The organism is Lysobacter sp. 5GHs7-4 (assembly GCF_021284765.1).
GTDB lineage: Bacteria > Pseudomonadota > Gammaproteobacteria > Xanthomonadales > Xanthomonadaceae > Lysobacter.
In genome coordinates this window covers 355,260-376,932 of sequence record NZ_CP089924.1, presented here as the reverse complement: position 1 = coordinate 376,932, position 21,673 = coordinate 355,260, and the positions used below count along the sequence as shown (strand labels likewise).

The 21,673-nt window shown below is 67.2% G+C and carries 24 protein-coding genes; 12 read left to right on the top strand and 12 right to left on the bottom strand.

All coding sequences use genetic code 11. The features are described from left to right. Nucleotides 1-13: 13 nt before the first annotated feature. On the bottom strand, nt 14-2,920 hold the full coding sequence (locus LVB77_RS01595) for an RHS repeat protein (protein ID WP_232908479.1): 2,907 nt from the start codon (nt 2,918-2,920) through the stop codon (nt 14-16). Between the two features lie 136 nt (nt 2,921-3,056). Between LVB77_RS01595 and LVB77_RS01590 the strand changes: the two genes are divergently transcribed. The 8 genes from LVB77_RS01590 (at nt 3,057) to LVB77_RS01555 (ending at nt 9,179) form a co-directional block, all read left to right on the top strand. Then, nucleotides 3,057-4,091 carry a class 1 fructose-bisphosphatase gene (locus LVB77_RS01590; protein WP_232908478.1) on the top strand — a complete coding sequence of 345 codons (1,035 nt, stop codon included), beginning with the start codon at nt 3,057-3,059 and terminating at the stop codon, nt 4,089-4,091. A gap of 289 nt (nt 4,092-4,380) precedes the next feature. Beyond that, a complete protein-coding gene (locus tag LVB77_RS01585) occupies nt 4,381-5,772 on the top strand; it encodes a sigma-54 dependent transcriptional regulator (protein ID WP_232908477.1) in 1,392 nt (463 codons plus the stop codon). An 883-nt stretch (nt 5,773-6,655) separates the two neighbouring features. Next, nucleotides 6,656-7,381 (top strand): 2OG-Fe(II) oxygenase, encoded by a 726-nt coding sequence (locus LVB77_RS01580; protein WP_232908476.1) that lies wholly within the window; start codon nt 6,656-6,658, stop codon nt 7,379-7,381. A 50-nt stretch (nt 7,382-7,431) separates the two neighbouring features. Further along, nucleotides 7,432-7,686: a DUF2164 domain-containing protein gene (locus LVB77_RS01575; RefSeq protein WP_232908475.1), complete on the top strand. Its 255-nt coding sequence runs from the start codon at nt 7,432-7,434 to the stop codon at nt 7,684-7,686. Nucleotides 7,687-7,748: 62 nt separating this feature from the next. Then, nucleotides 7,749-7,988, top strand: coding sequence for a hypothetical protein (locus tag LVB77_RS01570; RefSeq protein WP_232908474.1), 240 nt, complete (start codon nt 7,749-7,751; stop codon nt 7,986-7,988). Nucleotides 7,989-8,001: 13 nt separating this feature from the next. After that, nucleotides 8,002-8,274 carry a hypothetical protein gene (locus tag LVB77_RS01565; protein ID WP_232908473.1) on the top strand — a complete coding sequence of 91 codons (273 nt, stop codon included), beginning with the start codon at nt 8,002-8,004 and terminating at the stop codon, nt 8,272-8,274. A 60-nt stretch (nt 8,275-8,334) separates the two neighbouring features. Then, nucleotides 8,335-8,541 carry a hypothetical protein gene (locus LVB77_RS01560; protein ID WP_232908472.1) on the top strand — a complete coding sequence of 69 codons (207 nt, stop codon included), beginning with the start codon at nt 8,335-8,337 and terminating at the stop codon, nt 8,539-8,541. 101 nt (nt 8,542-8,642) lie between these two features. Next, a complete protein-coding gene (locus tag LVB77_RS01555) occupies nt 8,643-9,179 on the top strand; it encodes a hypothetical protein (RefSeq protein WP_232908471.1) in 537 nt (178 codons plus the stop codon). Nucleotides 9,180-9,213: 34 nt separating this feature from the next. Here the strand turns inward: LVB77_RS01555 and LVB77_RS01550 are convergent, their stop codons facing one another. The 5 genes from LVB77_RS01550 to LVB77_RS01530 all read right to left on the bottom strand — a co-directional run bounded on the left by LVB77_RS01550 (nt 9,214) and on the right by LVB77_RS01530 (nt 13,379). Next, nucleotides 9,214-9,648, bottom strand: coding sequence for a response regulator (locus LVB77_RS01550; protein ID WP_232908470.1), 435 nt, complete (start codon nt 9,646-9,648; stop codon nt 9,214-9,216). Beyond that, nucleotides 9,641-10,780 carry an ATP-binding protein gene (locus LVB77_RS01545; protein ID WP_232908469.1) on the bottom strand — a complete coding sequence of 380 codons (1,140 nt, stop codon included), beginning with the start codon at nt 10,778-10,780 and terminating at the stop codon, nt 9,641-9,643. The genes LVB77_RS01550 and LVB77_RS01545 overlap by 8 nt, the downstream gene beginning before the upstream one ends. A 212-nt stretch (nt 10,781-10,992) precedes the next feature. Next, entirely contained in the window at nt 10,993-12,096 is a 1,104-nt protein-coding gene (locus tag LVB77_RS01540) for a PA0069 family radical SAM protein (protein ID WP_232908468.1), read from the bottom strand. A gap of 114 nt (nt 12,097-12,210) precedes the next feature. Beyond that, nucleotides 12,211-12,648, bottom strand: a complete 438-nt coding sequence (locus LVB77_RS01535; RefSeq protein WP_232908467.1) for a DUF1566 domain-containing protein — start codon at nt 12,646-12,648, stop codon at nt 12,211-12,213. A 62-nt stretch (nt 12,649-12,710) separates the two neighbouring features. After that, nucleotides 12,711-13,379, bottom strand: coding sequence for a hypothetical protein (locus LVB77_RS01530; RefSeq protein ID WP_232908466.1), 669 nt, complete (start codon nt 13,377-13,379; stop codon nt 12,711-12,713). A 266-nt stretch (nt 13,380-13,645) separates the two neighbouring features. On the opposite strand from LVB77_RS01530, the gene LVB77_RS01525 reads away from it, so the two are divergent. Then, on the top strand, nt 13,646-14,581 hold the full coding sequence (locus LVB77_RS01525) for a rhodanese-like domain-containing protein (protein WP_232908465.1): 936 nt from the start codon (nt 13,646-13,648) through the stop codon (nt 14,579-14,581). Between the two features lie 51 nt (nt 14,582-14,632). On the opposite strand, the gene LVB77_RS01520 is transcribed toward LVB77_RS01525, so the two are convergent. Continuing rightward, nucleotides 14,633-15,406 (bottom strand): SIMPL domain-containing protein, encoded by a 774-nt coding sequence (locus tag LVB77_RS01520; RefSeq protein WP_232908464.1) that lies wholly within the window; start codon nt 15,404-15,406, stop codon nt 14,633-14,635. Nucleotides 15,407-15,691: 285 nt separating this feature from the next. Here LVB77_RS01520 and cls point away from each other — a divergent pair, with 285 nt between their 5' ends. The 3 genes from cls (at nt 15,692) to LVB77_RS01505 (ending at nt 18,658) form a co-directional block, all read left to right on the top strand. Further along, nucleotides 15,692-17,095 carry a cardiolipin synthase gene (cls, locus tag LVB77_RS01515; RefSeq protein WP_232910420.1) on the top strand — a complete coding sequence of 468 codons (1,404 nt, stop codon included), beginning with the start codon at nt 15,692-15,694 and terminating at the stop codon, nt 17,093-17,095. A 127-nt stretch (nt 17,096-17,222) separates the two neighbouring features. Beyond that, nucleotides 17,223-17,492 (top strand): hypothetical protein, encoded by a 270-nt coding sequence (locus tag LVB77_RS01510; RefSeq protein ID WP_232908463.1) that lies wholly within the window; start codon nt 17,223-17,225, stop codon nt 17,490-17,492. Between the two features lie 422 nt (nt 17,493-17,914). Beyond that, entirely contained in the window at nt 17,915-18,658 is a 744-nt protein-coding gene (locus LVB77_RS01505; RefSeq protein ID WP_232908462.1) for a pyridoxine 5'-phosphate synthase, read from the top strand. 21 nt (nt 18,659-18,679) lie between these two features. Here the strand turns inward: LVB77_RS01505 and LVB77_RS01500 are convergent, their stop codons facing one another. From LVB77_RS01500 to LVB77_RS01480, 5 genes are all read right to left on the bottom strand, one after another. Continuing rightward, nucleotides 18,680-19,087, bottom strand: coding sequence for a biopolymer transporter ExbD (locus LVB77_RS01500; RefSeq protein WP_232908461.1), 408 nt, complete (start codon nt 19,085-19,087; stop codon nt 18,680-18,682). 130 nt (nt 19,088-19,217) lie between these two features. After that, entirely contained in the window at nt 19,218-19,634 is a 417-nt protein-coding gene (locus LVB77_RS01495) for a biopolymer transporter ExbD (RefSeq protein ID WP_232908460.1), read from the bottom strand. An 18-nt stretch (nt 19,635-19,652) separates the two neighbouring features. After that, nucleotides 19,653-20,072 (bottom strand): biopolymer transporter ExbD, encoded by a 420-nt coding sequence (locus tag LVB77_RS01490; RefSeq protein ID WP_232908459.1) that lies wholly within the window; start codon nt 20,070-20,072, stop codon nt 19,653-19,655. A 51-nt stretch (nt 20,073-20,123) separates the two neighbouring features. Continuing rightward, nucleotides 20,124-20,876 carry a MotA/TolQ/ExbB proton channel family protein gene (locus LVB77_RS01485; RefSeq protein ID WP_232908458.1) on the bottom strand — a complete coding sequence of 251 codons (753 nt, stop codon included), beginning with the start codon at nt 20,874-20,876 and terminating at the stop codon, nt 20,124-20,126. Nucleotides 20,877-20,950: 74 nt separating this feature from the next. Then, entirely contained in the window at nt 20,951-21,622 is a 672-nt protein-coding gene (locus tag LVB77_RS01480) for an energy transducer TonB (RefSeq protein WP_232908457.1), read from the bottom strand. Nucleotides 21,623-21,673: the final 51 nt, after the last annotated feature.

The following is a 21,673-nucleotide window of genomic DNA, read 5'->3' as shown; positions in this document are numbered from 1 at the left end:
GGTCGAGCCGGTCTCAGGCTCGTCCGTGCGGCACAGGCGGTTGAGGCCGTCGTAGGTGTACCGGCGCAGCGCCTGCACCGGCTGGCCGGCGTAGGTGCCCGAGCGGGTGACCGACTTGGGGCGCAGGAAGTAGATCGGATCGCGGTCGATGGTGGTGGTGGCCACCGGCTGGATGATTTCGATCGGGTAATCGGTGGTGGGCTGGTCCCAGGCCGCGTAGCGGGTGCGGGTCTGGTGGCCGCGCGGGTTGGTGACCACGATGTCGCCGCCCCACGCATAGGCGGTGGTCGTGGTGAGTTTGCCCAGCTCCGAGTCCTGCTCGACCTTGGTGGCCCGGCCCAGCGCGTCGTAGGTGGTCCAGGTGCCGGTGGTTCCAGTTGCCGTCCGCGTACGGGTTGCGCGGATAGGAGGCGAAGGTCTGCCGCCCGTCGTGATCGAAGGCGTTGCGGACGATCCGGTAGGTGCCGTTGGAATCGGCGTTGTCGCGTTCGTACTGCAGGATCGGGCGCCACAGCGCATCGAACAGGGTCAGCTTTTCGTAGTTGCCCTGCACCACCGTCTGCCGCCAGTGGCCGGCGGGCACGCCCATTTCTTCCTGGTTGACCTGCTGGAACGAGAACAGCTTGTCGTTCCAGGCCACGGTGTCGTCGGTGGGATAGACGATGCGCGACAGCCGGCCCATGGTGTCGTACTGGTAGCTGGTCTTGTAGCCGTTCTCGTCGGTCACCCAGTCGATCCAGCCGCTGTCGTTGACGGACGCCGACTGCGTGCTGCCCGAGGGCGACTCGGCGGTGGCCGGGTGCTGGATGGTCTGCGGGATGCCGCGCTTCCAGTTCGACAGCGTGGTGACGTTATTGTTGCCGTCCGTGACCGTGGCGACGGTGCCGTCGGCGTTGTAGGTCAGGGTTTGCGACGGCGTGGTCTCGCCGTAGCGGAAGCTGCGGTAGGGCTGGGCGTTGGCGGTGAACTCGGTTTCGCCGAGCTTGATGCCATTCGTATATGAACGCTTGGTCTGGCCCAGCACCCACTTCGACAGATCGTCGTGGTACTCGGTCACGTCGGTGCGGGTGTGGCCGCCGTTGATGGTGCTGGCGCGGGTGACCGAGGTGGGGCGGGCGAACCCGTCAAAGAGATTGACTGCACTGGAGTAGGTCACTCCATCCTGGACGATGGTATTAGTGGTCTCTGGTCGCAGGTACTCCGAGGTGAAGCCGTCGCCGCGCGGTTGCGGACTGGTCGCGATGGGTGTCGGAAAGGGTTGCCCAGACGTCGCCAAGTTGTAGGCGGTGGTCTGGGTTTGACCGATCGCGGTGGGCCCACTGCCCCTTTCGACCTTCAGCAGCTTGCCTTCGTTGTAGCGATAGCTGTTGCCATAGGTGTATCGCGACCATTGGCCGCCGGGGGCGTTGACGATGGTGGTCGCGGTTCCCGCGCAGGCGTCGGACGTGCACACCACCGCGCTGCAGTTACTGCCTCCGCAGGTGGGACCGGTACCAGGCGCGAAGAAAATCGATGCGCTGTAGCCGTACGTCCACTGCATAGCAGCCAAGCCAGGGCCAGAAACGGTCTTGCTGATTAACGAGAACGCGTCATAGGCCAACGGATAGTAGGCCACATCGTCGTTGTCGTTGTTGTACGGCGAAGTGTAGTTCGCACACATTTTTGGCACATTGCTGCGCCCGTGCCGTTTCGGCTCGACCAGGAAGGTGCCGGAGGCGCCGGAGGGGTGAGTGATGGTGCCCTGCGCGCCGCCGGTGATGACTTCGCCCGGATCGCCGCAACTGCGTAAGGGATCGTCCGCGCCCGGTTGGCCCTGGTCGTAGCGAATCTTCGCGCTGGACAGTGCGGAAAAAGCAATAGTCCACCGGCTGTTGTCCGGCTGCACCACGGCGGTCAACGTGCCGGTGGTCGCGGTGGGATAGCTGTATTCGTAGGTCCAGGTCTGACTGCCGGTGCCAACGCTGGCCACATGCCCCTGCGCGTTATAGCCCACCGTGATCTGGCGGCCATCGTTGGCGAGAATAGACGTGAGCCGCGCCGGTTGATCGTAATTGTTGGTGTAGGTGTAGGCGACCCAGTTACCGAAGCGGTCTTCCACGCGAGTCGCGTACAGGACGTTGCGTCGGCGCACGATCTGTCCGCTGCCGGCCTGCCCGCCCTTCAAGGAGGGTTCGACGTATTGCGCCATCCAGTCGAACCAGTACTTGGTGCCGTCGGCCGTGACCGCCAAGAACCCTTGGCCACCGTTGTTTTTGGCGACAGGCAAGCAGGAAAAATAGGTAAAGCTAGACGTCATCCAATAATATGGACCGCCTGTCGGCGGAGCGGTTGCGGACCCCGCGTTGTAGAGCATCTCGCCGCCACCGGGCATATCGGCATGGTTGCCTTGCCAGAAGTCCTCCGCATTGAACACCGTGCCGCTGCTGGAGACCTGTGCGGGTCTGGCCGCCGCAGCGCTGGCGACCGAGCAACGCGATGCCGGCCCCCAGTTGGATGCGAACACGCCGCTTAGCTTGGGCGCATCCAATTCCCAGTCCGCCAACGTGGAATCGTTGATGTAGCCCTTGCGGTTGCTGACTTTGAAGCTGCGCGAGAAGGCCACACTCAACTTGCTATTGCCGGGAATACTGACGTCGGTCGAGGAGAACGACAGCGCTCCCGTTTGCAGATCGACCGCGTCGCCGAATAGCGTCGGGCCGTGCGAGGCGATGGTCTCTTTGGCGCCTATGAGCTTGCCGTACTCTTCCCAAGGCCGGCTAACCTCTTGCGCACGCGAAGCGGTGCTGAGCAGTAGCAGCGCAACGCCTGTTTGCATCCACCATTTCTTCATCGCGCCCCCTGGGTGTTCGGCGCTCACGTCCACGATGGACCGGTGCGCCGCGCGTTGGATCAGCGTGGTCTTGAGGGGATTTTGGTTCAAGGTCGAAAGATTGCGTATCGAATGCGCCTGGTGGCCCTATGTTTTAGCTACTCCTGGTGCAAGCGATGGGACATTGCTGCAGCCCGATGCGCCGGAATCGGCGACAATAGCCGCCTCGCCACCGCCCGCACCCGCCATGACCCAGGCCCCCAGCGCCAGCACCGCCGTTTCCCTGACCCGCTACCTGATCGAGGAGCAGCGCGCCGGGCGCATCAGTCCGGATCTGCGGTTGTTGATCGAGGTGGTGGCGCGCGCCTGCAAGTCGATTTCGATCGCGGTCGGCAAGGGCGCGTTGGGTGGCGTGCTGGGCGATGCGGGCACGGGCAACATCCAGGGCGAGGCGCAGAAGAAGCTGGACGTGCTGAGCAACGAGATTCTGCTGGAAGCCAACGCCTGGGGCGGTCATCTGGCCGGGCTGGCGTCGGAGGAGATGGACACCTCGCACCCGATCCCGGACGTGTACCCGCGCGGCAACTATCTGTTGCTGTTCGATCCCCTGGACGGCTCCAGCAACATCGACGTCAACATTTCGGTGGGCACCATCTTTTCGGTGCTGCGCTGCCCGGACGGCGTGACCCAGGCACAGGATAAAGACTTCCTGCAGCCGGGCACCGATCAGGTCTGCGCCGGCTACACCACCTACGGCCCCAGCACGATGCTGGTGCTGACCATCGGCAACGGCACGCACGCCTTCACCCTGGACCGCGAGGTCGGCAGCTTCGTGCTGACCACGCGCGACATGCGCATTCCGGAAGAGACCAAGGAATTCGCGGTCAACATGTCCAACCAACGCTATTGGCAGGCGCCGATGCAGGCCTACGTCGGCGATCTGCTGGCCGGCAAGGAAGGCCCGCGCGGCAAGGACTTCAACATGCGCTGGGTGGCCTCGATGGTGGCCGACGTGCACCGCATCCTGACTCGCGGCGGCATCTTCAGCTATCCGCTGGACGCCAAGTGCGAGGCGCAGGGCGGCAAGCTGCGCCTGATGTACGAGGCCAATCCGATGAGCTTCCTGGTCGAGCAGGCCGGCGGCGCGGCCAGCACCGGCCGTCAGCGCATGCTGGAAGTGCAGCCCACCGGCCTGCACATGCGCGTGCCGGTGTTCCTGGGCAGCAAGCGCGAAGTCGAAACCGCGGTGCGTTACCACGCCGAGCACGACGCGCAGGCCTGACCGCTACGCACCGCGTCGGCAAGGTTTGCATGCATGAACCGAGTCTGGCGCGATTCGTGCTTGGGCTCGGCGCCATGCTCTGCGAAGTCCGCCCACCGCGATGACCGTCATCGCGGTGACCGCTCTTCGTCATCCCCCGCGTTGATAACTCTTGCCCACGAACAGCGGCGTGGAACGCGTTATGGGCGCGGAGAGCAGGGCGATGGCCAACGGTGGACCGCGCGAGCCCGGTGCTCGAGGCGCGGGTAAGCACGATCCGGCAGGCAGGGACGCGGCCACGCGCGAACCTGTGCCCCGGGAACCACCATCGCGCGAACTGATCTACGTCACCCGCGGCAGCGCCGGACGGGTGCTCTGCCTTGGGCAGCTGCAAAGCATGGGCTGGAACCTGCGCCGCGCCCCCGACTCGCGCAGCGTGCTGCGTATCCTGCAACACGACCCGCGCCAGCCGCACGCGGCCCTGCTGGACCTGCGCGAGGGCTTCACCCACCACGATCTGGCCGAGTTCGGCAGCGCGCTGTCGGCCAACAACGTCGGCTGGGTCGCCGGCGTCGACGCCGCGCAGTTGGACGAGGAGCCGGTGCGGCGGCTGATCCGCGACTACTGCTACGACTACGTCACCCTGCCCTGCCCCGAGGCCGTGCTGAACACGGTGATCGGTCATGCGCACGGCATGGCCACGCTGGCCTGCGAGCGCGGCGAGACCACCAGCGAGGCCGGCTTCGACGGCATGATCGGCGAGAGCGCGGCGATGCGCATGCTGTGCCGCACGCTGCGCAAGGCGGCGTTGACCGAGGCGCCGGTGTTCATCGCCGGCGAGACCGGCACCGGCAAGGAACTGGCCGCGACCGCGGTGCACCGGCACTCGCGCCGGCACGCGCATCCGTTCGTGGCGATCAACTGCGGCGCGATCCCGCACAGCCTGGTGCAGTCGGAATTGTTCGGCTACGAACGCGGCGCGTTCACCGGCGCCCAGCAGCGCAAGCTGGGACGGATCGAGATGGCCAACGGCGGCACCCTGTTCCTGGACGAGATCGGCGACCTGCCGCTGGAAAGCCAGGCCTCGCTGCTGCGCTTCCTGCAGCAGGGCAGCATCGAGCGGCTGGGCGGGCACGAGCAGATCCCGATCGACGTGCGCATCGTCTCGGCCACCCACCACGACCTGGACGCGGCGGTCGCCGACGGCCGCTTCCGCGCCGACCTGTACCACCGCCTGTGCGTGCTACGCCTGCAGCAGCCGCCGCTGCGCGACCGCGGTGGCGATATCGACCGTTTGGCCGAGCACGCGCTGCGGCGCTATTCGCAGGAGAGCCAGCGCACCCTCAAGGGTTTCTCGCCCTGCGCGCGCCACGCCCTGCACAGCCATCCGTGGCCGGGCAACGTGCGCGAGCTGATCAACCGCGTGCGCCAGGCCGTGGTCATGGCCGAAGGCCGGCTGATCACCGCCACCGATCTGCATATCGACAGCGCCTCGACGCAACCACCGCCGACCTTGGACGAGGTCCGCGACGCCGCCACCAAGGACGCGATCGAACGCGCCCTGCAGCGCAACCGCGGCCGCCTGATCGACGCCGCGCGCGAGCTGTCGGTGTCGCGGGTCACGCTGTATCGGCTGATGCAGCGGCATGGCTTGCGCAGCGGCGACGATCCGGGGGCGCCGGATTCGGTGAGCGTGGCTTGAGGTGGTGAGTGGATTGCCGCGTCCTCTTGCATTGGGATTCGCGGCACTCGGGGAAATCGCGGCTCACGCCGCTCCCACAGAGAGCAGATCCTGCCGCAATGGCCGTTGCTGTTGCTGTTGCTGTTGAGTTTGCTCCGGCATTGAAGTCCATTGATCCGAAGCCACACGACCACTCCCAGACCCGGAGGGCGGCGCGCAGGACGCGCGCCGTTTTTCGATAGGACAGGGATGTCCTATCGAAAAATCCCGGCGCAAGAACCGAAGCCACACGGGAGCTCTGGGCTCAGACCCTTCTCTTTGGTTACTTTCTCTTGGGTCAGCAAGAGAAAGTGACCCGCATGCGCAGCAGGCGGAAGCCTTTGACCTTCGGTCAGAAGAAGCAAAACAACACCAAAAGCAAATCCTCCCCAACCCTCCTTTTCCAAAGGAGGGAGCTAAAAAGCGTGACGCCGGAGTTTGGAGTGCCCCCGGCAACCTGGGCACGATCGCGTTCGTCGAGGCGCTCCCGACTCCCGCCGCCTGGTTGACCCGGACCACGCCCTGGCCGCCGCGGAGCGCGTCGTCCGCGATCAGCGCATGCCGCAGTCGGGGCATGGTCCCGGCCACCCCAGTGGGTGATTGGCTAGCGACCGACGGCCCTGCACGCAGGCCATGCGCCGGGATAGACCTGTCGAAGCGAAGCCCTTGCCAACCCATCAAATAGCTGATTTATATGTGCTTTCTTGGAAAAATTCGCACCCAGCGAGCACGCTTGGGAACGTAAACGTTTCACCATCGCGCACACAGGCGCCGGCCGGTACGGCGCACGCGAGCTTGCGTTTTTGCAATGCGGTTTGCGCGTGCGAGGATGACCGCTTTCCCGATGCATTGCGTAGAGCCGCGCATGACCGACGCCCCGCCGCAGCCCGTCCCCAACGACTTCATCGAGGTGTACCCGCAGGCGCTGGACCGCGCCGCCTGCGCGGCGCTGCTGCAACGCTTCGACACCAGCGGCGATGTCGCGCCCGGCCGGGTCGGCGGCGGCGTGATGCCCGAGCTCAAGGACAGCCGCGACCTGACCATCACGGGTCGCGAAGAATGGCGCGACGCCGAGGCCGCGTTGAACAACGCCGTGTTCGCCGGCCTGCTGCATTACCTGCGCCGCTATCCGCACACCCTGATCGCACCGCTGATGCTGGAAGTGCCCGGCGCCGACGGCCAGGGCCGCCACCGCCTCACCAGCGAACGCCTGGCCGCGATGGACGATGCCACCCTGGCGCCGGTGGTGCAGGCCGTGCTGCGCCCGGGCGCGATCAACCTGCAGCGCTACACCGCCGACCGCGGCGGTTACCCGTACTGGCACTGCGAGCTGTTCCCGCGCGACCCCAACGCCGAAACCCTGCACCGCCACCTGTTGTGGACCATCTACCTCAACGACGGCTTCGAGCAGGGCGAGACCGAGTTCCTCTACCAACAGCGCAAGATCGCCCCGCGCGCGGGCGACCTGTTGATCGCGCCGGCGGCGTTCACCCACACCCACCGCGGCAACCGGCCCAAGGGCGGCGACAAGTACATCGCGACCAGCTGGATTCTGTTTCAGCGCGCGGAGCGCCTGTACGGGGGCGGTTAACGCCTCGGCCGCGCGACGCCCCCTTCCCCTGCCCCGATCACCGCCGCCTCATGTCGACCATCGCTTTCAGCAAAGACGAAACCGCGCTCCTCGTGCGCAAGATCCAGCTGTATTTCTCGCAGGAACTGAGCCAGCAGATCGGTCAGTTCGATGCCGAGTTCCTGCTGGATTTCTTCTCCAAGGAAGTGGGCGCGTACTACTACAACCGCGGCCTCTACGACGCGCAGAGCGCCTTGAACGCGAAGCTCGAAGACGTGCAGGATGCGATCTACCAACTGGAGCAGCACACCGATTTCAAGCGCTAGGCACGCCGATGGCACTGCGCGGCTCAGGCCGTGCCCGTCGCCGGACACAGGGAGGACGTGGCGTGGGAATCGAATACACCATCGAGTTCGTCGTACCCGATCACTACGATCGCTCGGCGCTGCAGCGCAAGCTGCCGGCTGCGCCGCAAGCGCCGCGGCCACCCTACGACTACACCGTCGAGCCTTACGGCTTTTGCTTCGTCGATCACCTGGTGGATGCCGAGATCGCTGCATTGGCCTTCAAGCGGCTGATCGACGAGGCGCTGCGGCACGGCGACCGCGTCCAGATCCGCGAACGGTGACCGGAGCGCCCGCATGGTTTACTTCTTGCTCGTTCTTGCCGCGTGGGGCTCGCTGTTCTTCCGCCTTCCCACCTGGCTATCGATCCTGAGCAGTCTCGCTTTCCTGGGGCTGGGCGCGATCTTCCTGCTGTTCGGTTTGACGTTCTCGTACTGGGACAGCCACATGACGTCCGGCAGCTCCGGAGCGACCTCGACCCTGGTGACCGGCGTCCTGCTGCTGTTGTCGCGCGCCGCCTTGGTGGTCAAACTGGTCTTGCATGCGATGGTCGCTCCGCCTGAGCCATAAAAAGGCGCACGCAGTGGGCGCCTCCCACGTTAGCGAACACCTGGACCCCTGGGATTCTCGATGAGCGACGACGACAAGCGAAACGCAGCGCTGGAACAGGCGCTCGCAACCATGAGTCCACGTGAGGCCAAGGTCTTTCGTGAACGCTTCGAGGGTTTATCGTCGGAGGAAATGCTTCGCGTCGCCGCCGACCAATTGGCGTCCGTGCGTGCTCGTCTTCGGGAACTGGAACTTCGGACGCCCGATGATCCGGATGATGCTGCCTAGCCCACACACGCGAATCGGAGCCATGCACCGCGCTGACCCGCGATCGCGGCGCAATCGGATTTAGGGCCACCATGGACGGCGTTCGCAAGGGGTCGGCGTGAATGTTCTGGCGAAACCTGACTAAGCTCATCGCCGCCGCGGCGTTCTTCGCCTTCTGCTTCGTCATGCTGGGACGCGTGATCGGCTACGCCTCGCCCTGGCTGGGCTTGCTGGGAATGTTCTATTTCATGGGCCTGGCCAAGGTCGCCGAGCCGCTGTTCGTGCTGCGCATGCCTCGCGCGCTGCATGCGGTCGACTCTGAGGTGTCCGCGCGCCCGTGGTATCGCCGGCTGGGCGTGCGCGGTTTCGGCGATCTGCTGCGGAACACGCCGCTGCGCTACCTCAACGGCTCGGTGTATCGCTCGGCCGGACGGCGCAGCCTGGATGCGGTGCGGCGCCAGGCCGAGTCCGCGGAAGCCACCCACTTCTGGGCCGCGGTTTTGTTCACGCCGTATATCGCTTACGTGGCCTGGCGTGGGTTCTGGATGGAAACCCTGGTGTTCCTGGCGGTGCAGATCGCGTTCAACGTCTATCCGATCCTGCACCTGCGCGCGGTGCGTGCGCGTCTGGCCGGACTGGGGTTCGGCGCGGCGGGATGACGCGGAACGGCGTCGCGGCGCAGGCGCCCTGCGCTCAGGGCGTGCGCGGGTGGTTCAACACCAGCCAGTACAAACCGACCTGCTTGACCGCCCACACGAACTGTTCGAAATCCACCGGCTTCTGGATGTAGCTGTTCACGCCCAGGGCGTAGCTGGCTTCGACGTCGAAAGGTTCGGTGCTGGTGGTCAGCACGACCACGGGCAGGGTGCGGGTGGATTCGTTGGCGCGGATCGCCTGCAGCACTTCGCGGCCGTCGACCTTGGGCAGGTTGAGGTCCAGCAACACGATCGAGGGCAGGTCGACCGGGTCGCGGTCGGCGTAGCGGCCGCGCGCGAACAGGTAGTCCAGGGCCTCGGCGCCGTCGCCGACCACCACCAGTTTGTTGGCGACCTTGGCCTCCTCGAACGCGAGCCGGGTCAGCTCGACGTCGTCGGGGTTGTCTTCGACCAGCAGGATGACCTTATGCATGCGCGGTTTCCTCGCCCACGGCAGCGGGCAATTCGACGGTAAACAAGCTACCCACATCGGGCGTGGACTGGACCTGAATCTGGCCGCGGTGGCGGTCGGCGATGCGCTTGGCGATCGCCAGGCCCAGGCCGTGGCCGCCGCCCTGGTCCGGTCCGTGCAGGCGCTGGAAGGGTTCGAACAGTTTGTGGACGTAGCGCATGTCGAAGCCGCTGCCGTAGTCGCGGATGCCGACCCGCAGGCGGCCGTCGGCGCGCTCACCGCTGATCTCGATGCGGATGGGGTCGCGCTCGCGCGAGAACTTCCAGGCGTTGCCCATCAGCTGGGTCAGCAGCAGCTTGAGCAGGCGCTCGTCGCCTTCGACGTACAGGCCGGGCTGCACGCGGATGTCGGCGCGGCGGTGCGGGTCGGCGTCCAGCAATTCGGCGCCGACCCAGTCGGCGAGCAGGCTCAGGTCCACGCGCGCCTGGCGCATCGCGGTGCGGGTGACGTGCGAAAGCTCGTTGAGCGCGGCCAGCAGCGCGGTCATGCGGCCGGCGGCGGCGCGGATGCGGTCCAGGTAGTCGCGGTCGGTCTCGTCCAGGCGCTCGGCGGCGCGGTCGGCGAGCAGGCCGGAGAAGCTTTCGATCGAGCGCAGCGGCGCGCGCAGGTCGTGCGCGACCGCGTCGGCGAACAATTGCAGGTGGCGGTTGGAGGCGTCCAGTGCGTCGGCGTAGCGGCCGGCGTCGGTCTGCGCCTGCGCCTCGGCTTCGACCTGGGCGCCGATGTCGCGGATCTGCACCAGCAGGCAACGCGGCGCGTTGTCGGGGCCACGGACCACGGCCACGTTGGCGTGGGTCCAGACCGGGCTGCCGTCGCGGCGCAGGTAGCGCTTGCGCACGTCCAGGGCCGGTATGGCGCCGTCGGTCAGGCCTTCCAGAAAGCCGCGCGACAAAGCGACGTCGTCGGGGTGGGTGAACTCGGCGGCCGGGCGGCCGACCATGTCGCGCGCATCGAAGCCGAGCAGACGCTCTAGCACCGGATTGACCTCGACCCAGCGGCCCTGCAGATCGACGATGGCCATGCCGATGCCGGAGGCCTGCATCGCCATGCGGAAACGGTCCTCGCCCGTTTCTTGAGCGGCGGCTTCGGTCATTCGTTACGGACTCGGAGTTCCTCTGGCGGGGAAGTGTACCGTTTGCGACCGTGACGGGGCGGTGCAGGGTGGCCGGCCGGGCTGAACCGTATGCCACCGTCCTGGCGCAGGCGGTGGCTGCGGCGGCGTTGCCTGTGCGCTAACGCCGGAAGAGACGAGTGCGCCGTGCACAAGCGCGGCGTCGCCGCGCCGTGGCGCTCAGTACTAGCCGCTCAGAACAGCTCGCCCTGCGGCGAAACTGAGCGCGGCTTCACGAATTGGGCGGTGTCCAGCGCAGGCAGGCGGCCGTAGCCGCAGCGCCGCCAGGCCTTGGCGAAGCGCTGCTCGATCAGTTGCGCGAACGGGCCGGTGCCGCGCATGCGCGTGCCGTAGGTGCTGTCGTAGTCCTTGCCGCCGCTCATCTGCTGGACCAGGCTCATCACGTGCTCGGCGCGGTCCGGGTAGTGCAGGGCCAGCCACTCGCGCCAGATCGTCTTGAGCTCGTGCGGCAGGCGCAGCACCACGTAGCCGGCCGCGCGCGCGCCGGCCTCGAAGGCCGCGGCCAGGATGTGTTCGAGTTCGGCGTCGTTGATCATCGGGATCATCGGCGCGGCCATCACGCCCACCGGCACGCCGGCGTCGGCCAGCTCGCGCATCGCGCGCAGGCGCGCGTGCGGCGCCGAGGCGCGCGGTTCCATCTTCGACGACAGGTGGTTGTCCAGGGTGGTGACCGAGAAGTACACGGTGACCAGACCGCGCCGCGCCATCGGCGCGATCAGGTCGAGGTCGCGCACCACGCCGGCGTTCTTGGTGATCAGGCTGAAGGGGTGCGAGCACTCGCTGAGCACCTCGATCAGCGAACGGGTGATGCGGTAGCGGCGCTCGATGGGCTGATAGGAGTCGGTGTTGATGCCCAGCGCGATCGGCGCGCAGCGGTAGGAAGCGCGCGCGAGCTCGGCACGCAGACGCTCGGCGGCGTTGGTCTTGGCGTACAGCTTGGTTTCGAAGTCCAGGCCCGGCGACAGGTCCAGGTAGGCGTGCGAGGGCCGCGCGAAGCAGTACACGCAGCCGTGCTCGCAGCCGCGGTAGGGATTGATCGATTGGCCGAAGGCGATGTCGGGCGACTCGTTGCGGTTGACGATGCTGCGCGCGCGTTCTTCGGTGACCTGGGTGTCCGGGCGCGAGGCCTCGTCGGCCGCTTCGTGCAGCGAGCCCCAGCCGTCGTCCTCGCCGTGGGCGGCGGTGACGGCGTAGCGGCCGGGCACGTAGGACGCCGCGCCGCGGCCCTTGAAGGCGGCGGGCTGGACCGAGAGTTGGGAGCGGCGGGCGTCGTCCATGCGCCCAGGCTAGGCCGCGGCCGTCGCAGCGCGTGCGACGACGCGGGCCGAGCGCGCGGCGCCTAAGGGCGTCGGCGATACCGGTCCGGGTCGACGACGGCCGCGGCTTCCGCCTTAACGGTCGGCCTGCAGCGGCCGCGACGCGCGCACGTAGCCGCCGAGATAGTTGTCGGGTGCGGTGTAACTGGCAAGCCCGTTGCCGAACGATACGATCCAGTACGCCGGCGGCGCCCATGCGCTGGGCGTGCGGCTCCAATACCAGTCCAGGCGCGTCACCGAAAACACGGCGGTATCGATCGCGGGCTCGGACCGCGTGCGATCGGCCAGGGCGAACAACTGCTCGATCGTGGGCAAGCGCCAGTCGCTGAAACCGCCCAGCCTGAGATCCGCGCAGAGACGCTCGGCGGCCGCGTAGCCCACCTCGCGTTCGTTGAGCGTGCCTCGGGACCACATCAGTCCCAAATGGACGTCGCTTACGGTGCCGTCGCCGTTGTCGATGAAACGCAGGCCGGGCACTTGCGCGGTTCGCGGCGTAGTGGCGTCGCTGGTCAATGCAAACCTCCTGAGGCGCAAGCCCGCGGTCCGCGGTCAAGGTATCGGCGGTGCGAGTCGGGCTAGTCGAAACAGGACTCGAAATTATGTTGCTCGACCCGTGTCGCGTTGAACTTCTTCACGAACGACTCCGGCCTGCGCACGAACGCCTCGAAACGCACTTTACCGCTGCCCACCGCCAGCGCCAATGCGTCGTAGAAGCTGTCGTCGCCGCCAAGAAACAGCTGGCTTCGCGCCGCTCGTTCCAGCTTCTCCACGGCTTTTTGCAGCTCGCGCCGCTTGCCGGCGGCGGTCCGGGCCAGCCGCTTCACGTCCTGCAGGCGATAGCACTCGCGCAATGCCGATCTGGCGGTGTCGGCGTAATCGGGATCGTTGCCGAACTTCGGCCAGTTCAGCGCCGCGACCACCGCCCAGAAATCCGTAGGATCGATCCTGCCCAGGCGCGCCTGCAGCCGCTTGGCTTGCGGATCGGCGCGCGCGGCATCATCGGACACGGGGCGGCTTTTCTTCAGCAGACTCGACACCTCTGCCTGAGACAGCGAGAACACCGTGCTCGGCCCCAGCGCTTTCAAGATCAGTCGATAGACGTCTTTCTTCGATCCTGCCTTGCGCAGGCCGAACGCCTGGCCCTTGAGCAGGCGTGCCTCCTGATGCCTGGCACTGGTGAGGCGATACGCGTCCTTCGCCGCGTAGGTGTGCCAGTCATAGGAGTCCGTCTTGAGCACTGCCATGCCGTCGTCTCGCGCGGTGGGAGATCGCTGCCTTGCCGGGTACAGAACGTGTCTGCCGCGCACCGATGGGCCGTACGTCGCGGCGGCGCGTCTTCGCCCTACCATGACCCAAGCCGATGCGCTGCTCAAGTACCGCAGTCGCGCGTTGCCCGCTCGGTCTTCGCCTGCGCTTATAGTGGCGGCCGATGTCGACCGGTTTTTTGACGTCGTAGGGCCCGGTCGAAACTTTGGAATTCCGCCGCACTGGCCGCAGGAGGCTGGCCGCCATGAACACGTCCCCGCCCGCGCGCCAGCGCATCGAAGCCCTGCTGCGCGCCCATCGCCTCGTGTTGTTCATGCGCGGAACGCCGCGATCGCCCGAGTTCGGTCCGTCGCTCAGGGCGTGCCATGTACTGGATGGGATCGACATGGACTATGCCCACGTCGATGTGCTCGCCGACCCGGCGCTGGGTGCGGCGCTACGCAGCTTCGGCGATGGGCCGGCGACGCCCAGGCTGTATTTCGACGGCAAGCTTGTGGCCAGCGGCGATGCCATCGAACGCATGGCCAACACCGGCGAACTGCACGCGGCTCTGGGGTTGGTCGCGCCCGAGCGGCGACCGCCGGCGGTGCAGGTGACGCCTGCGGCGGCCGACTTCATCCGCGCGGTCATCGACAACAGCGTCGCCGGCACGGTGGCGGAGATCCGGGTGGATAGGCAGTACTGCGCATCCTTGAGCTTCGCGCCGCGCCGGCAGGACGCCATCGCGCTGCCGTTGGAGGGCGGCGGCGTGCTGCAGTTCGACCCGATCAGCGCGCAGCGCGGCGACGACCTGTCGATAGACTGGCAAGACGTCGAGCGCGGCCCCAGTCTGCTGCTGCATCATCCCAAGGCGCCCGTGCCCGAACCGGTGCGCCCGATCTCTCCCGCCCAGGCCGACGCCGGTGCGCGCGACGGCAGCCTGACCATCGTCGACATACGGCCCGCGCAGGAACGTGCTCTGGCGCGGCTGCCGGTGCCCTTCCTGCATATGGACGACGGTACCCACGAGATTCGCAACCTGCCCGCCGAGGCGCCCCTGGCGGTGCTATGCCACCGTGGCGACCGCAGCTACCACGCCGGCGTGTTCTTGCGCCAACAAGGGCACTTGCACGTCAGTTACGTCGAAGGCGGCATCCAGGCCTGGGCCGACGTCGTCGATCCTTCGATCGGGCGCTACTGAGACCGCCGCACGCGCATCGGCCCGGTATTCGAGGCGGGCGCTGCGTGGCGTTCATTCGATCGCGAAGGTCACGTCCACCGACGCGCTCACGCTGATCTGTCCCACCGACAGCGTGGCGCCGTCGCCGCCCTCGCCGCCGCCGAGGTTCTGCACCGTGTTCTGCATCATCTGCCCGCGGCCGCCGCCGCCCCAGGCGCTGCCGCTGCGCCACCAGCCGCCGGAGTAGGATTCGGAGACCTGCTGCACGGCGCCGCGGCGCGCGCCCAGGCCGGCGGTCAGCGCGTCGGCCTTGTCCTTGGCCGCCTGCACCGCCAGCGCGCGTGCGGCGTCGCGGTGTTTGCGCAGCTGCGAGGTGCGGAACTCGATGCCGTGGATGTACTGCACGCCGTTGTCGAGCAGGCCGGCCAGCACGGTCTCGAAATCCTCGACCTTGGTCAGGCGGATGCCGATGCTCTTGCGCACCACGTACATCACCGGCACCAGGCGCGAGCGTTGCTGGCTGGCGCGGTCGGTGTCGTCGTAATCGAACTGCGGTTCGATGCTGATGAAATCGGTCTGCACGTCCTTGGCGGGCACGCCGCTGCGGGTCAGGAAGGCCAGCGCGGCGGCGACGCGCTCGTCGTTGAGGCGCTTGGCCGGGGCCAGCTCAACGTTGCGGGTTTCCACGCCGACGTTGAGCAGGATCTCGTCCGGGGCGACCTTGATCTCGGCGCTGCCGGAGACGTTGACGCTGCGCGTGGCGGTGCCGACGGCGGCCGCTTGCGCTGCGGCGGGCAGCAGCGGGCAGGCCAGCAGGAGCGGCAGTAGCAGGGTGGCGATTTTCATGGGATGAGGTCCTGGTCGGAAGGAGCGCCGTTGGCTGTGCCCGACCGGCGCGGCCGCCCGACGAGCCGCGTGGGCATGCGGCGCGGCTGCGATGCCGTCGCCCATGCGCGTGCGCCTCTCCCCTGGCCGGTCCGTGTGCAGGCCTGTGCATCCTACCGCTCGCCGGCGGCACCTACTTTGCGCCGCTGCCGCCTCGGGCTAGCCTGGGCGCGCGATCGGCGCGCCCGCGCCGCTCGTCCCAAGGAGTACGCCGTGCCCGACCTGTTGTCCGCGTTCTGGAACGATCTGACCCGCATCCCGCACCTGGGCCTGTACCTGACCCTGGGCTGGGCCGCGTACCTGATCGGGCTGGGCCTGTGGATCGTGCTGCAAAAGCGCGAGCCGGTGGCGACGCTGAGCTGGCTGATCAGCCTGGCTGCCCTGCCCTACCTGGGCTTCCTCATCTATTACGTGTTCGGTCCGCAGCGCATCCATCGCCAGCGCCTGCGCCGGGTGCGCGCACGCGCGGCGTTGCCGGCCTCGATGTCCGGCCTGAGCGAATCGCCGGAAGCGGTGGAGCTGGCCAAGCTGGCGCAGGCGACCACCGGCCTGCCTCCGACCACCGCCACCCAGGCGCGCCTGCTGATCGACGGCGGCGCCAAGTACGCGGCGCTGCTGGAGGCGGTGAGCCAGGCGCGCGAGCACATCCACCTGGAGTACTACATCTACCAGCCCGACGGCTGCGGCACGGCGCTGCGCGATGCATTGGTCGAGCGCGCGCGCGCCGGCGTGCAGGTGCGTCTGCTGCTGGACGCGGTGGGCTCGGGGTCGACCTCGCGGCGTTTCCTGCGGCCGCTGGTCGAAGCCGGGGGCGAGGTGGCGTGGTTCCATCCGATGAAGCTGCGCTGGTTCTGGAAACGGCCGTGGCTGAATCTGCGCACGCATCGCAAGATCGTGGTGATCGACGGCTCGGTCGGTTTCACCGGCGGCATCAACATCACCGACGAGGAAGACGAACGCATCCGTAAGGACGCCTACCGCGACCTGCACCTGCGCCTGGAAGGCGACGTGGTGCGCGAGCTGCAGCTGGTGTTCTGCGAGGACTGGGCCTATGCCACCGGGCAGGCGCCGCTGCGGCTGCAGCATCCGGCGCCGCAGCGCGGCGACATCGCCGCGCAGGTGCTGGTGTCGGGCCCGGATTCGTCCTGGGAGGCGATCCACCGCCTGCACGTGGGCGCGATCCATGCCGCACGCGAGCGCGTGTGGCTGGTGACGCCCTACTTCGTGCCCGGCGAAGCCGCGCGCATGGCCCTGACGTCGGCCGCCTTGGGCGGCCTGGACGTACGTCTGCTGGTGCCGCGCTTGAGCGACAGCCGGCTGGTCACCTACGCCGCGCGTTCCTACTTCGACGAGCTGCTGGAGGCCGGGGTCAAGATCCACGAGTACGGTCCGCGCATGCTGCACACCAAGGCGCTGCTGTGCGACGAGGACTTGGCCATCATCGGCAGCGCCAACTTCGACCACCGCAGCTTCCGGCTGAATTTCGAGATCTCGGTGCTGTTCCACGACCGCACGCTGGCGGCCGAACTGGCCCAGCTGATCCAGGCCGAATGCAGCTACGCGCCGCGGGTGCGCACGGACCGCGAACAAGGGCTGTGGCGGCGGCGCCTGCCCGAGGCGCTGGCGCGGCTGGTCTCGCCGCTGCTGTGAACGCGCACTGGGTCACGTCATGCGCGACGAGCGGTCGCCGCGGGCCGGTCGCCGGGCTGTAGGGGCGCGGTCGGCGCGCTACACTCGCGGCGACTGGCAACCACCTCCGCAAGGGAGCACCGCCGCGATGTACTGGCTGTTTCTGCTACTGGCCCTGGCCGCGCTCGTAGTCGCCTTCAAGGCCTCCTCGGGCGCGCTGCTGGTGATTTCCCTGCTGGCGTCGCTGGGTTTCTTCATCGCCTGGATCCTGGGCCTGATGGCCGCGCGCATCGGCAGCGCCAGCCGCGACGAAGGCATGATGCTGGACCCGAACGAACTGCGCCGCCTGCGCGAGCAGGCCGAAGCGCGCAAGTTGGCGGCGGCCGCGCAGCAGACGTCGGATCCGCAGCAGCGTTGAGGTGTGGGGTATGGGGCATTCGGCTCTCGCCGAGCGGTCCCTGCCCTGCCCGCGATTCGCACGCGGGTCGTAGGGTGCGGTGACAACCGCACCATCGCCATGGCCCATACCTGCGCCGATGCGGTGCGCCTCCGGCTTGCCGGATCCTGCGGATGGTTATGGCCGGCGCCTGATGCTTTCTGTGGGAGCGGCGTAAGCCGCGATGCTTTTAGCTCAGCTGCTGGCGAGCTTCCAGATTGAAGCCCGGAGCGCGGCTTGCATCGCGCTTGTGGTTCATCGCGGCTTACGCCGCTCCCACAGGGCTGGGCGTTCGGTTTGGGGTGGCCACTTCGACTCTGAGGCGTGATGCGGTTGCGAGCTTGTCTGCTGACGAGAGCGCTGCCGGGCTTGGGAAACGCGGCCTTGCGCCCTAGACTGCGCGCATGACCGTACTCAGCGTCAACGTCAACAAGATCGCGGTGCTGCGCAACTCGCGCGGCGGTAACGAGCCGGACGTGGTCGAAGCCGCGCGCGCCTGTCTGGACGCGGGCGCGCACGGCATCACCGTGCACCCGCGACCGGATGCGCGGCATATCTGCGACTACGACGTCGCCGCGCTGGCCGAACTCACGCGCGAGCGTAGGGTCGAGTTCAATCTGGAAGGCAATCCGTTCGCGCCGCCGCGGCCCGGCTATCCGGGCTTTCTGGCGCTGTGCGCACAGGCGCGGCCGGCGCAGGCGACCCTGGTGCCGGACGGCGATGGGCAACTGACCTCGGACCACGGTTTCGATTTCCGCCGCGACGGCGAGTCCTTGCGCCCCTTGATCGCGCAGCTCAAGGCCTTGGGCTGCCGCGTCAGCGTGTTCGCCGATGCCGGCTCGCCGGATTTCGAGATCGCCGCGGCGATCGGCGCCGACCGGGTCGAGCTGTACACCGGTCCCTACGCGCAGGCGCACGCGAATGGCGATGCGGCCGCCGCGCTCGCGCTGTTCGCCGATGCCGCGCGACGCGCGCAGGCCGCGGGCCTGGGCGTGAACGCCGGCCACGACCTCAGCCAGGCCAACCTGGGCGAGTTCCTGCGCGCGGTGCCGCAGGTACTGGAAGTGTCGATCGGCCACGCCCTGATCGGCGAGGCCCTGTACGCGGGTCTGGATGCGACGGTGCGGGCCTACCTGCGCTTGCTGTAGGCCCGGCCGCCCTACCCCGCCTTATTCCAGCGCCAGGTTCTTCAGCCCGCTTTGCCGCGCGGCCGACACGGCCGTGGCGAAGCCCTGATAGTCGGCATCGGCATTGGCGCTGATCTGCAGCACCGTGCGCGGCGCGGCCTTGGCCAGATTGGCCAGCTCGTCGGTCAGCGCGGCCTTGGCGACAGCCTGACCGTCCAGCAGGTAGCTGCCGTCGGCCTGGACCGACAACTGCGCGCGCGGCGGCGGCGCTTGCTTGACTGGCGGCACCGAGGTCGGGATCTGCATGTCGAGCGTGCCGCTCATGACGGGGGCGGCGACCATGAAGATCACCAGCAGGACCAGCATCACGTCCACCAGCGGGGTGATGTTCATTTCGGCGACGGGACCGGCGTTGCGCCGGGCGGATTCGAAATATGCGGAGACGGCCATTGCGCTACCCCCTGGGGGCGGGATGCCCGAAACCTACGCTAGACCCGTCCCGCCCGCCTGACAAGGGGCAAAAAAAACGCCGCCCAAGGGCGGCGTTTTCACGACGGTAAGCGTCAAGCTGTTCGATCGGTCAGTCGTTTTGGACGAAGCCGATCTTTTCCATATTGGCGTTCTTTGCTTTCGCCAGCACCTTGGCGAGGATGCCGTAATCGGCATCGGTGCTGACGTCGATCTCCAGCATCGGCTGGTTGGTCGGGTCACGCTGCACTTCGGCGCTCATCAAGCTTTGAAGCGCCGTGATCGGTTGCGGCGTGTCGTTCCAGAAGATCTGGCCGGACGCGTCGACGCGCAGACGGATGGGCTCCTTCGGCGGGGTCGGCGGCGGCGGCGTGGTCGTACGCTGCGGCAGGTTGACTTCGATCGGATAAGACATCACGGGCGCCGTCACCATGAAGATGATCAGCAACACCAGCATCACGTCCACCAGGGGCGTGACGTTGATGTCGGCCATGGGTGCGCCTGCGCCGGAGCCAGAACTGAATGCCATAAATAGTCTCCGGTAGCCTTAACGTTCTTTGATCGCCACGAAGCCGACCTTACGCATGCCTTGGCCCTGCGCGATCTTCACCACGTCTTGCACGATGCGGTACTTGGTCGTCTTGTCGCCGCGGACGTTGATCTGCGGCTGCGGCGTCTTCTGCGCTTCGATCGAGAGCCGGCTTTCCAGCAGGCCCTTGGTGATCGGTTCGTCGTTCCAGAACAACGAACCGTCTTCACGCACAGCCAGGGTGATCGGCTGCGTCGCGGGCGCTTTGTCAGCTTGCTTGTCGAGCGTGGCTTCGGGCAATTCAACCTTGACCTTATGCGACATCAAAGGCGCCGTGATCATGAAGATGATCAGCAGCACCAGCATCACGTCCACGAGGGGCGTGACGTTGATCTCGGCCATAGGGCCGCCGCTTTCGCTGTTTGCACTGAAGGCCATGTCCGAACTCCAACGACTACAAGTAAGGTGAAGACGTCGCGGTGAGGCGACTTAGCGCTTCGCGGACAGTTCGCCGACGCGCGAACCGGTAGCGAAGAAGTCGTGCAGGTCGTGCGCGAAGGTGTCGAACTTGCTGTTCGTCACGCGGTTCAGGCGCACGAAGAAGTTGTAAGCAAGCACGGCCGGGATCGCGACGAACAGACCGATGGCGGTCATGATCAGCGCCTCGCCCACCGGGCCGGCGACGGCGTCGATGGAGGCCTGACCGGTCGCACCGATCTTGATCAGCGCGTGGTAGATGCCCCACACGGTGCCGAGCAGACCGACGAACGGAGCGGTCGAACCGACGGTGGCGAGCACGGTCAGGCCGCTTTCCAGACGCGAGCTCTCGCGGGTCACGCCCTGACGCAGGGCACGATCGACGAACTCGGAACGGTTCAGCGACTCGACCAGACGCGAACCTTCGTGGCGCTGGTGGTGAGCGGCAGCCTGGGCGGCATCGAGCGCGATCTTGGAGAACGGCTCGCTACGCGACTGCTCTTCCATGAAGCGGATGGCGTCCTGCGCGTTCGGGGTTTCCCAGAACGTGCTGACGACGCGATCGGAACTGCCGCGAAGACGCAGATTCTTCACGAAGTTCACGACGATCCAGTAGACCGACAGGACCGACATGATCGCGAGCGTGAGGAACACGACCCAGCCGACGATGTCGAAGTTTTGCAGCAGATGGGCAAAGCTCATCTGCTGGAGGGCTTCGGCGTTGGAGCCCCCGGCAGTAGCAGCGGTGGTGGTTTCCTGCAGCATGACGCTTACCTTTGAATGTCGTGGATAAGGAAAGAGGTGGTACGTGGTGCGTTACAACCGTCCCGCGAACCCGATCAGTTCGGTGGGACGAAATCTACCGGGACGCGAACCTTGCTGGGCACGCCCGTGCCGTTGCGCATCTCGGGGTTGAACTTCCACTTCCGTGCGGCATCCATGGCGGCGCGGTCGAGGTTGCGGTTACGGCTGGACTTCTCGACGGAGACGTCGAGCACGTTGCCCGAGGCATCGATGCTGATGACCAGGACCACGGTGCCGCCCACGCCCTGACGCGCTTCGGTCGGCGGGTACTTAGGAGGATTGAGTCGCTTCGACGACGGATCGACGCCGGAGCTGATGGTGGTCGCCGGAGCGGGCGTCGACGGCGGGGTCGGCGGCTCCTGCTGGATGTCCACCGGGCTCGGCTCGTCGACGACGATCGGCGGATCTTCCGGCGGCGGCGGCAGCGGCGTCGGCTGCGGCGCGGCCAGCTGCTTGATCTGCTGCGGCGGCGGCGGTTCCGGCGGCGGCGGCGGGGGCGGCGGCGGCGGCTCCGGCGGCTTGATGAGGTTAACGACGGTCACTTGCTCTTCCGCCTTTTCGGTCGCCGGCGGCGCCATCGGTGCGAGCAGCAAGAGCAGCGCCGCGACATGCACGGCGATCGCGGAGGTGATACCGGCGATACGTGCCCAGTTCAGCCCTTCGCGGTCGTCATCTTTCTTAGCGTGGATTTCGAGGTCTTGCGTCATGCCGTCAGCTCGGGAAGTGTTTCCGGACGCAAAGGCGCCGCGGGCCGTCGT

Bases quoted from the DNA above. Each gene is read 5' to 3' on its own strand.
- LVB77_RS01540 (WP_232908468.1), bottom strand. From the start codon at position 12,096: ATGGACGACGCCCGCCGCTCCCAACTCTCGGTCCAGCCCGCCGCCTTC.
- LVB77_RS01565 (WP_232908473.1), top strand. From the start codon at position 8,002: ATGGTTTACTTCTTGCTCGTTCTTGCCGCGTGGGGCTCGCTGTTCTTC.
- LVB77_RS01505 (WP_232908462.1), top strand. From the start codon at position 17,915: ATGACCGTACTCAGCGTCAACGTCAACAAGATCGCGGTGCTGCGCAAC.
- LVB77_RS01485 (WP_232908458.1), bottom strand. From the start codon at position 20,876: ATGCTGCAGGAAACCACCACCGCTGCTACTGCCGGGGGCTCCAACGCC.
- LVB77_RS01580 (WP_232908476.1), top strand. From the start codon at position 6,656: ATGACCGACGCCCCGCCGCAGCCCGTCCCCAACGACTTCATCGAGGTG.
- LVB77_RS01520 (WP_232908464.1), bottom strand. From the start codon at position 15,406: ATGAAAATCGCCACCCTGCTACTGCCGCTCCTGCTGGCCTGCCCGCTG.
- LVB77_RS01555 (WP_232908471.1), top strand. From the start codon at position 8,643: ATGTTCTGGCGAAACCTGACTAAGCTCATCGCCGCCGCGGCGTTCTTC.
- LVB77_RS01530 (WP_232908466.1), bottom strand. From the start codon at position 13,379: ATGGCAGTGCTCAAGACGGACTCCTATGACTGGCACACCTACGCGGCG.
- LVB77_RS01545 (WP_232908469.1), bottom strand. From the start codon at position 10,780: ATGACCGAAGCCGCCGCTCAAGAAACGGGCGAGGACCGTTTCCGCATG.
- LVB77_RS01560 (WP_232908472.1), top strand. From the start codon at position 8,335: ATGAGCGACGACGACAAGCGAAACGCAGCGCTGGAACAGGCGCTCGCA.
- LVB77_RS01525 (WP_232908465.1), top strand. From the start codon at position 13,646: ATGAACACGTCCCCGCCCGCGCGCCAGCGCATCGAAGCCCTGCTGCGC.
- LVB77_RS01490 (WP_232908459.1), bottom strand. From the start codon at position 20,072: ATGGCCTTCAGTGCAAACAGCGAAAGCGGCGGCCCTATGGCCGAGATC.
- LVB77_RS01590 (WP_232908478.1), top strand. From the start codon at position 3,057: ATGACCCAGGCCCCCAGCGCCAGCACCGCCGTTTCCCTGACCCGCTAC.
- LVB77_RS01550 (WP_232908470.1), bottom strand. From the start codon at position 9,648: ATGCATAAGGTCATCCTGCTGGTCGAAGACAACCCCGACGACGTCGAG.
- LVB77_RS01575 (WP_232908475.1), top strand. From the start codon at position 7,432: ATGTCGACCATCGCTTTCAGCAAAGACGAAACCGCGCTCCTCGTGCGC.
- LVB77_RS01510 (WP_232908463.1), top strand. From the start codon at position 17,223: ATGTACTGGCTGTTTCTGCTACTGGCCCTGGCCGCGCTCGTAGTCGCC.
- LVB77_RS01480 (WP_232908457.1), bottom strand. From the start codon at position 21,622: ATGACGCAAGACCTCGAAATCCACGCTAAGAAAGATGACGACCGCGAA.
- LVB77_RS01495 (WP_232908460.1), bottom strand. From the start codon at position 19,634: ATGGCATTCAGTTCTGGCTCCGGCGCAGGCGCACCCATGGCCGACATC.
- LVB77_RS01500 (WP_232908461.1), bottom strand. From the start codon at position 19,087: ATGGCCGTCTCCGCATATTTCGAATCCGCCCGGCGCAACGCCGGTCCC.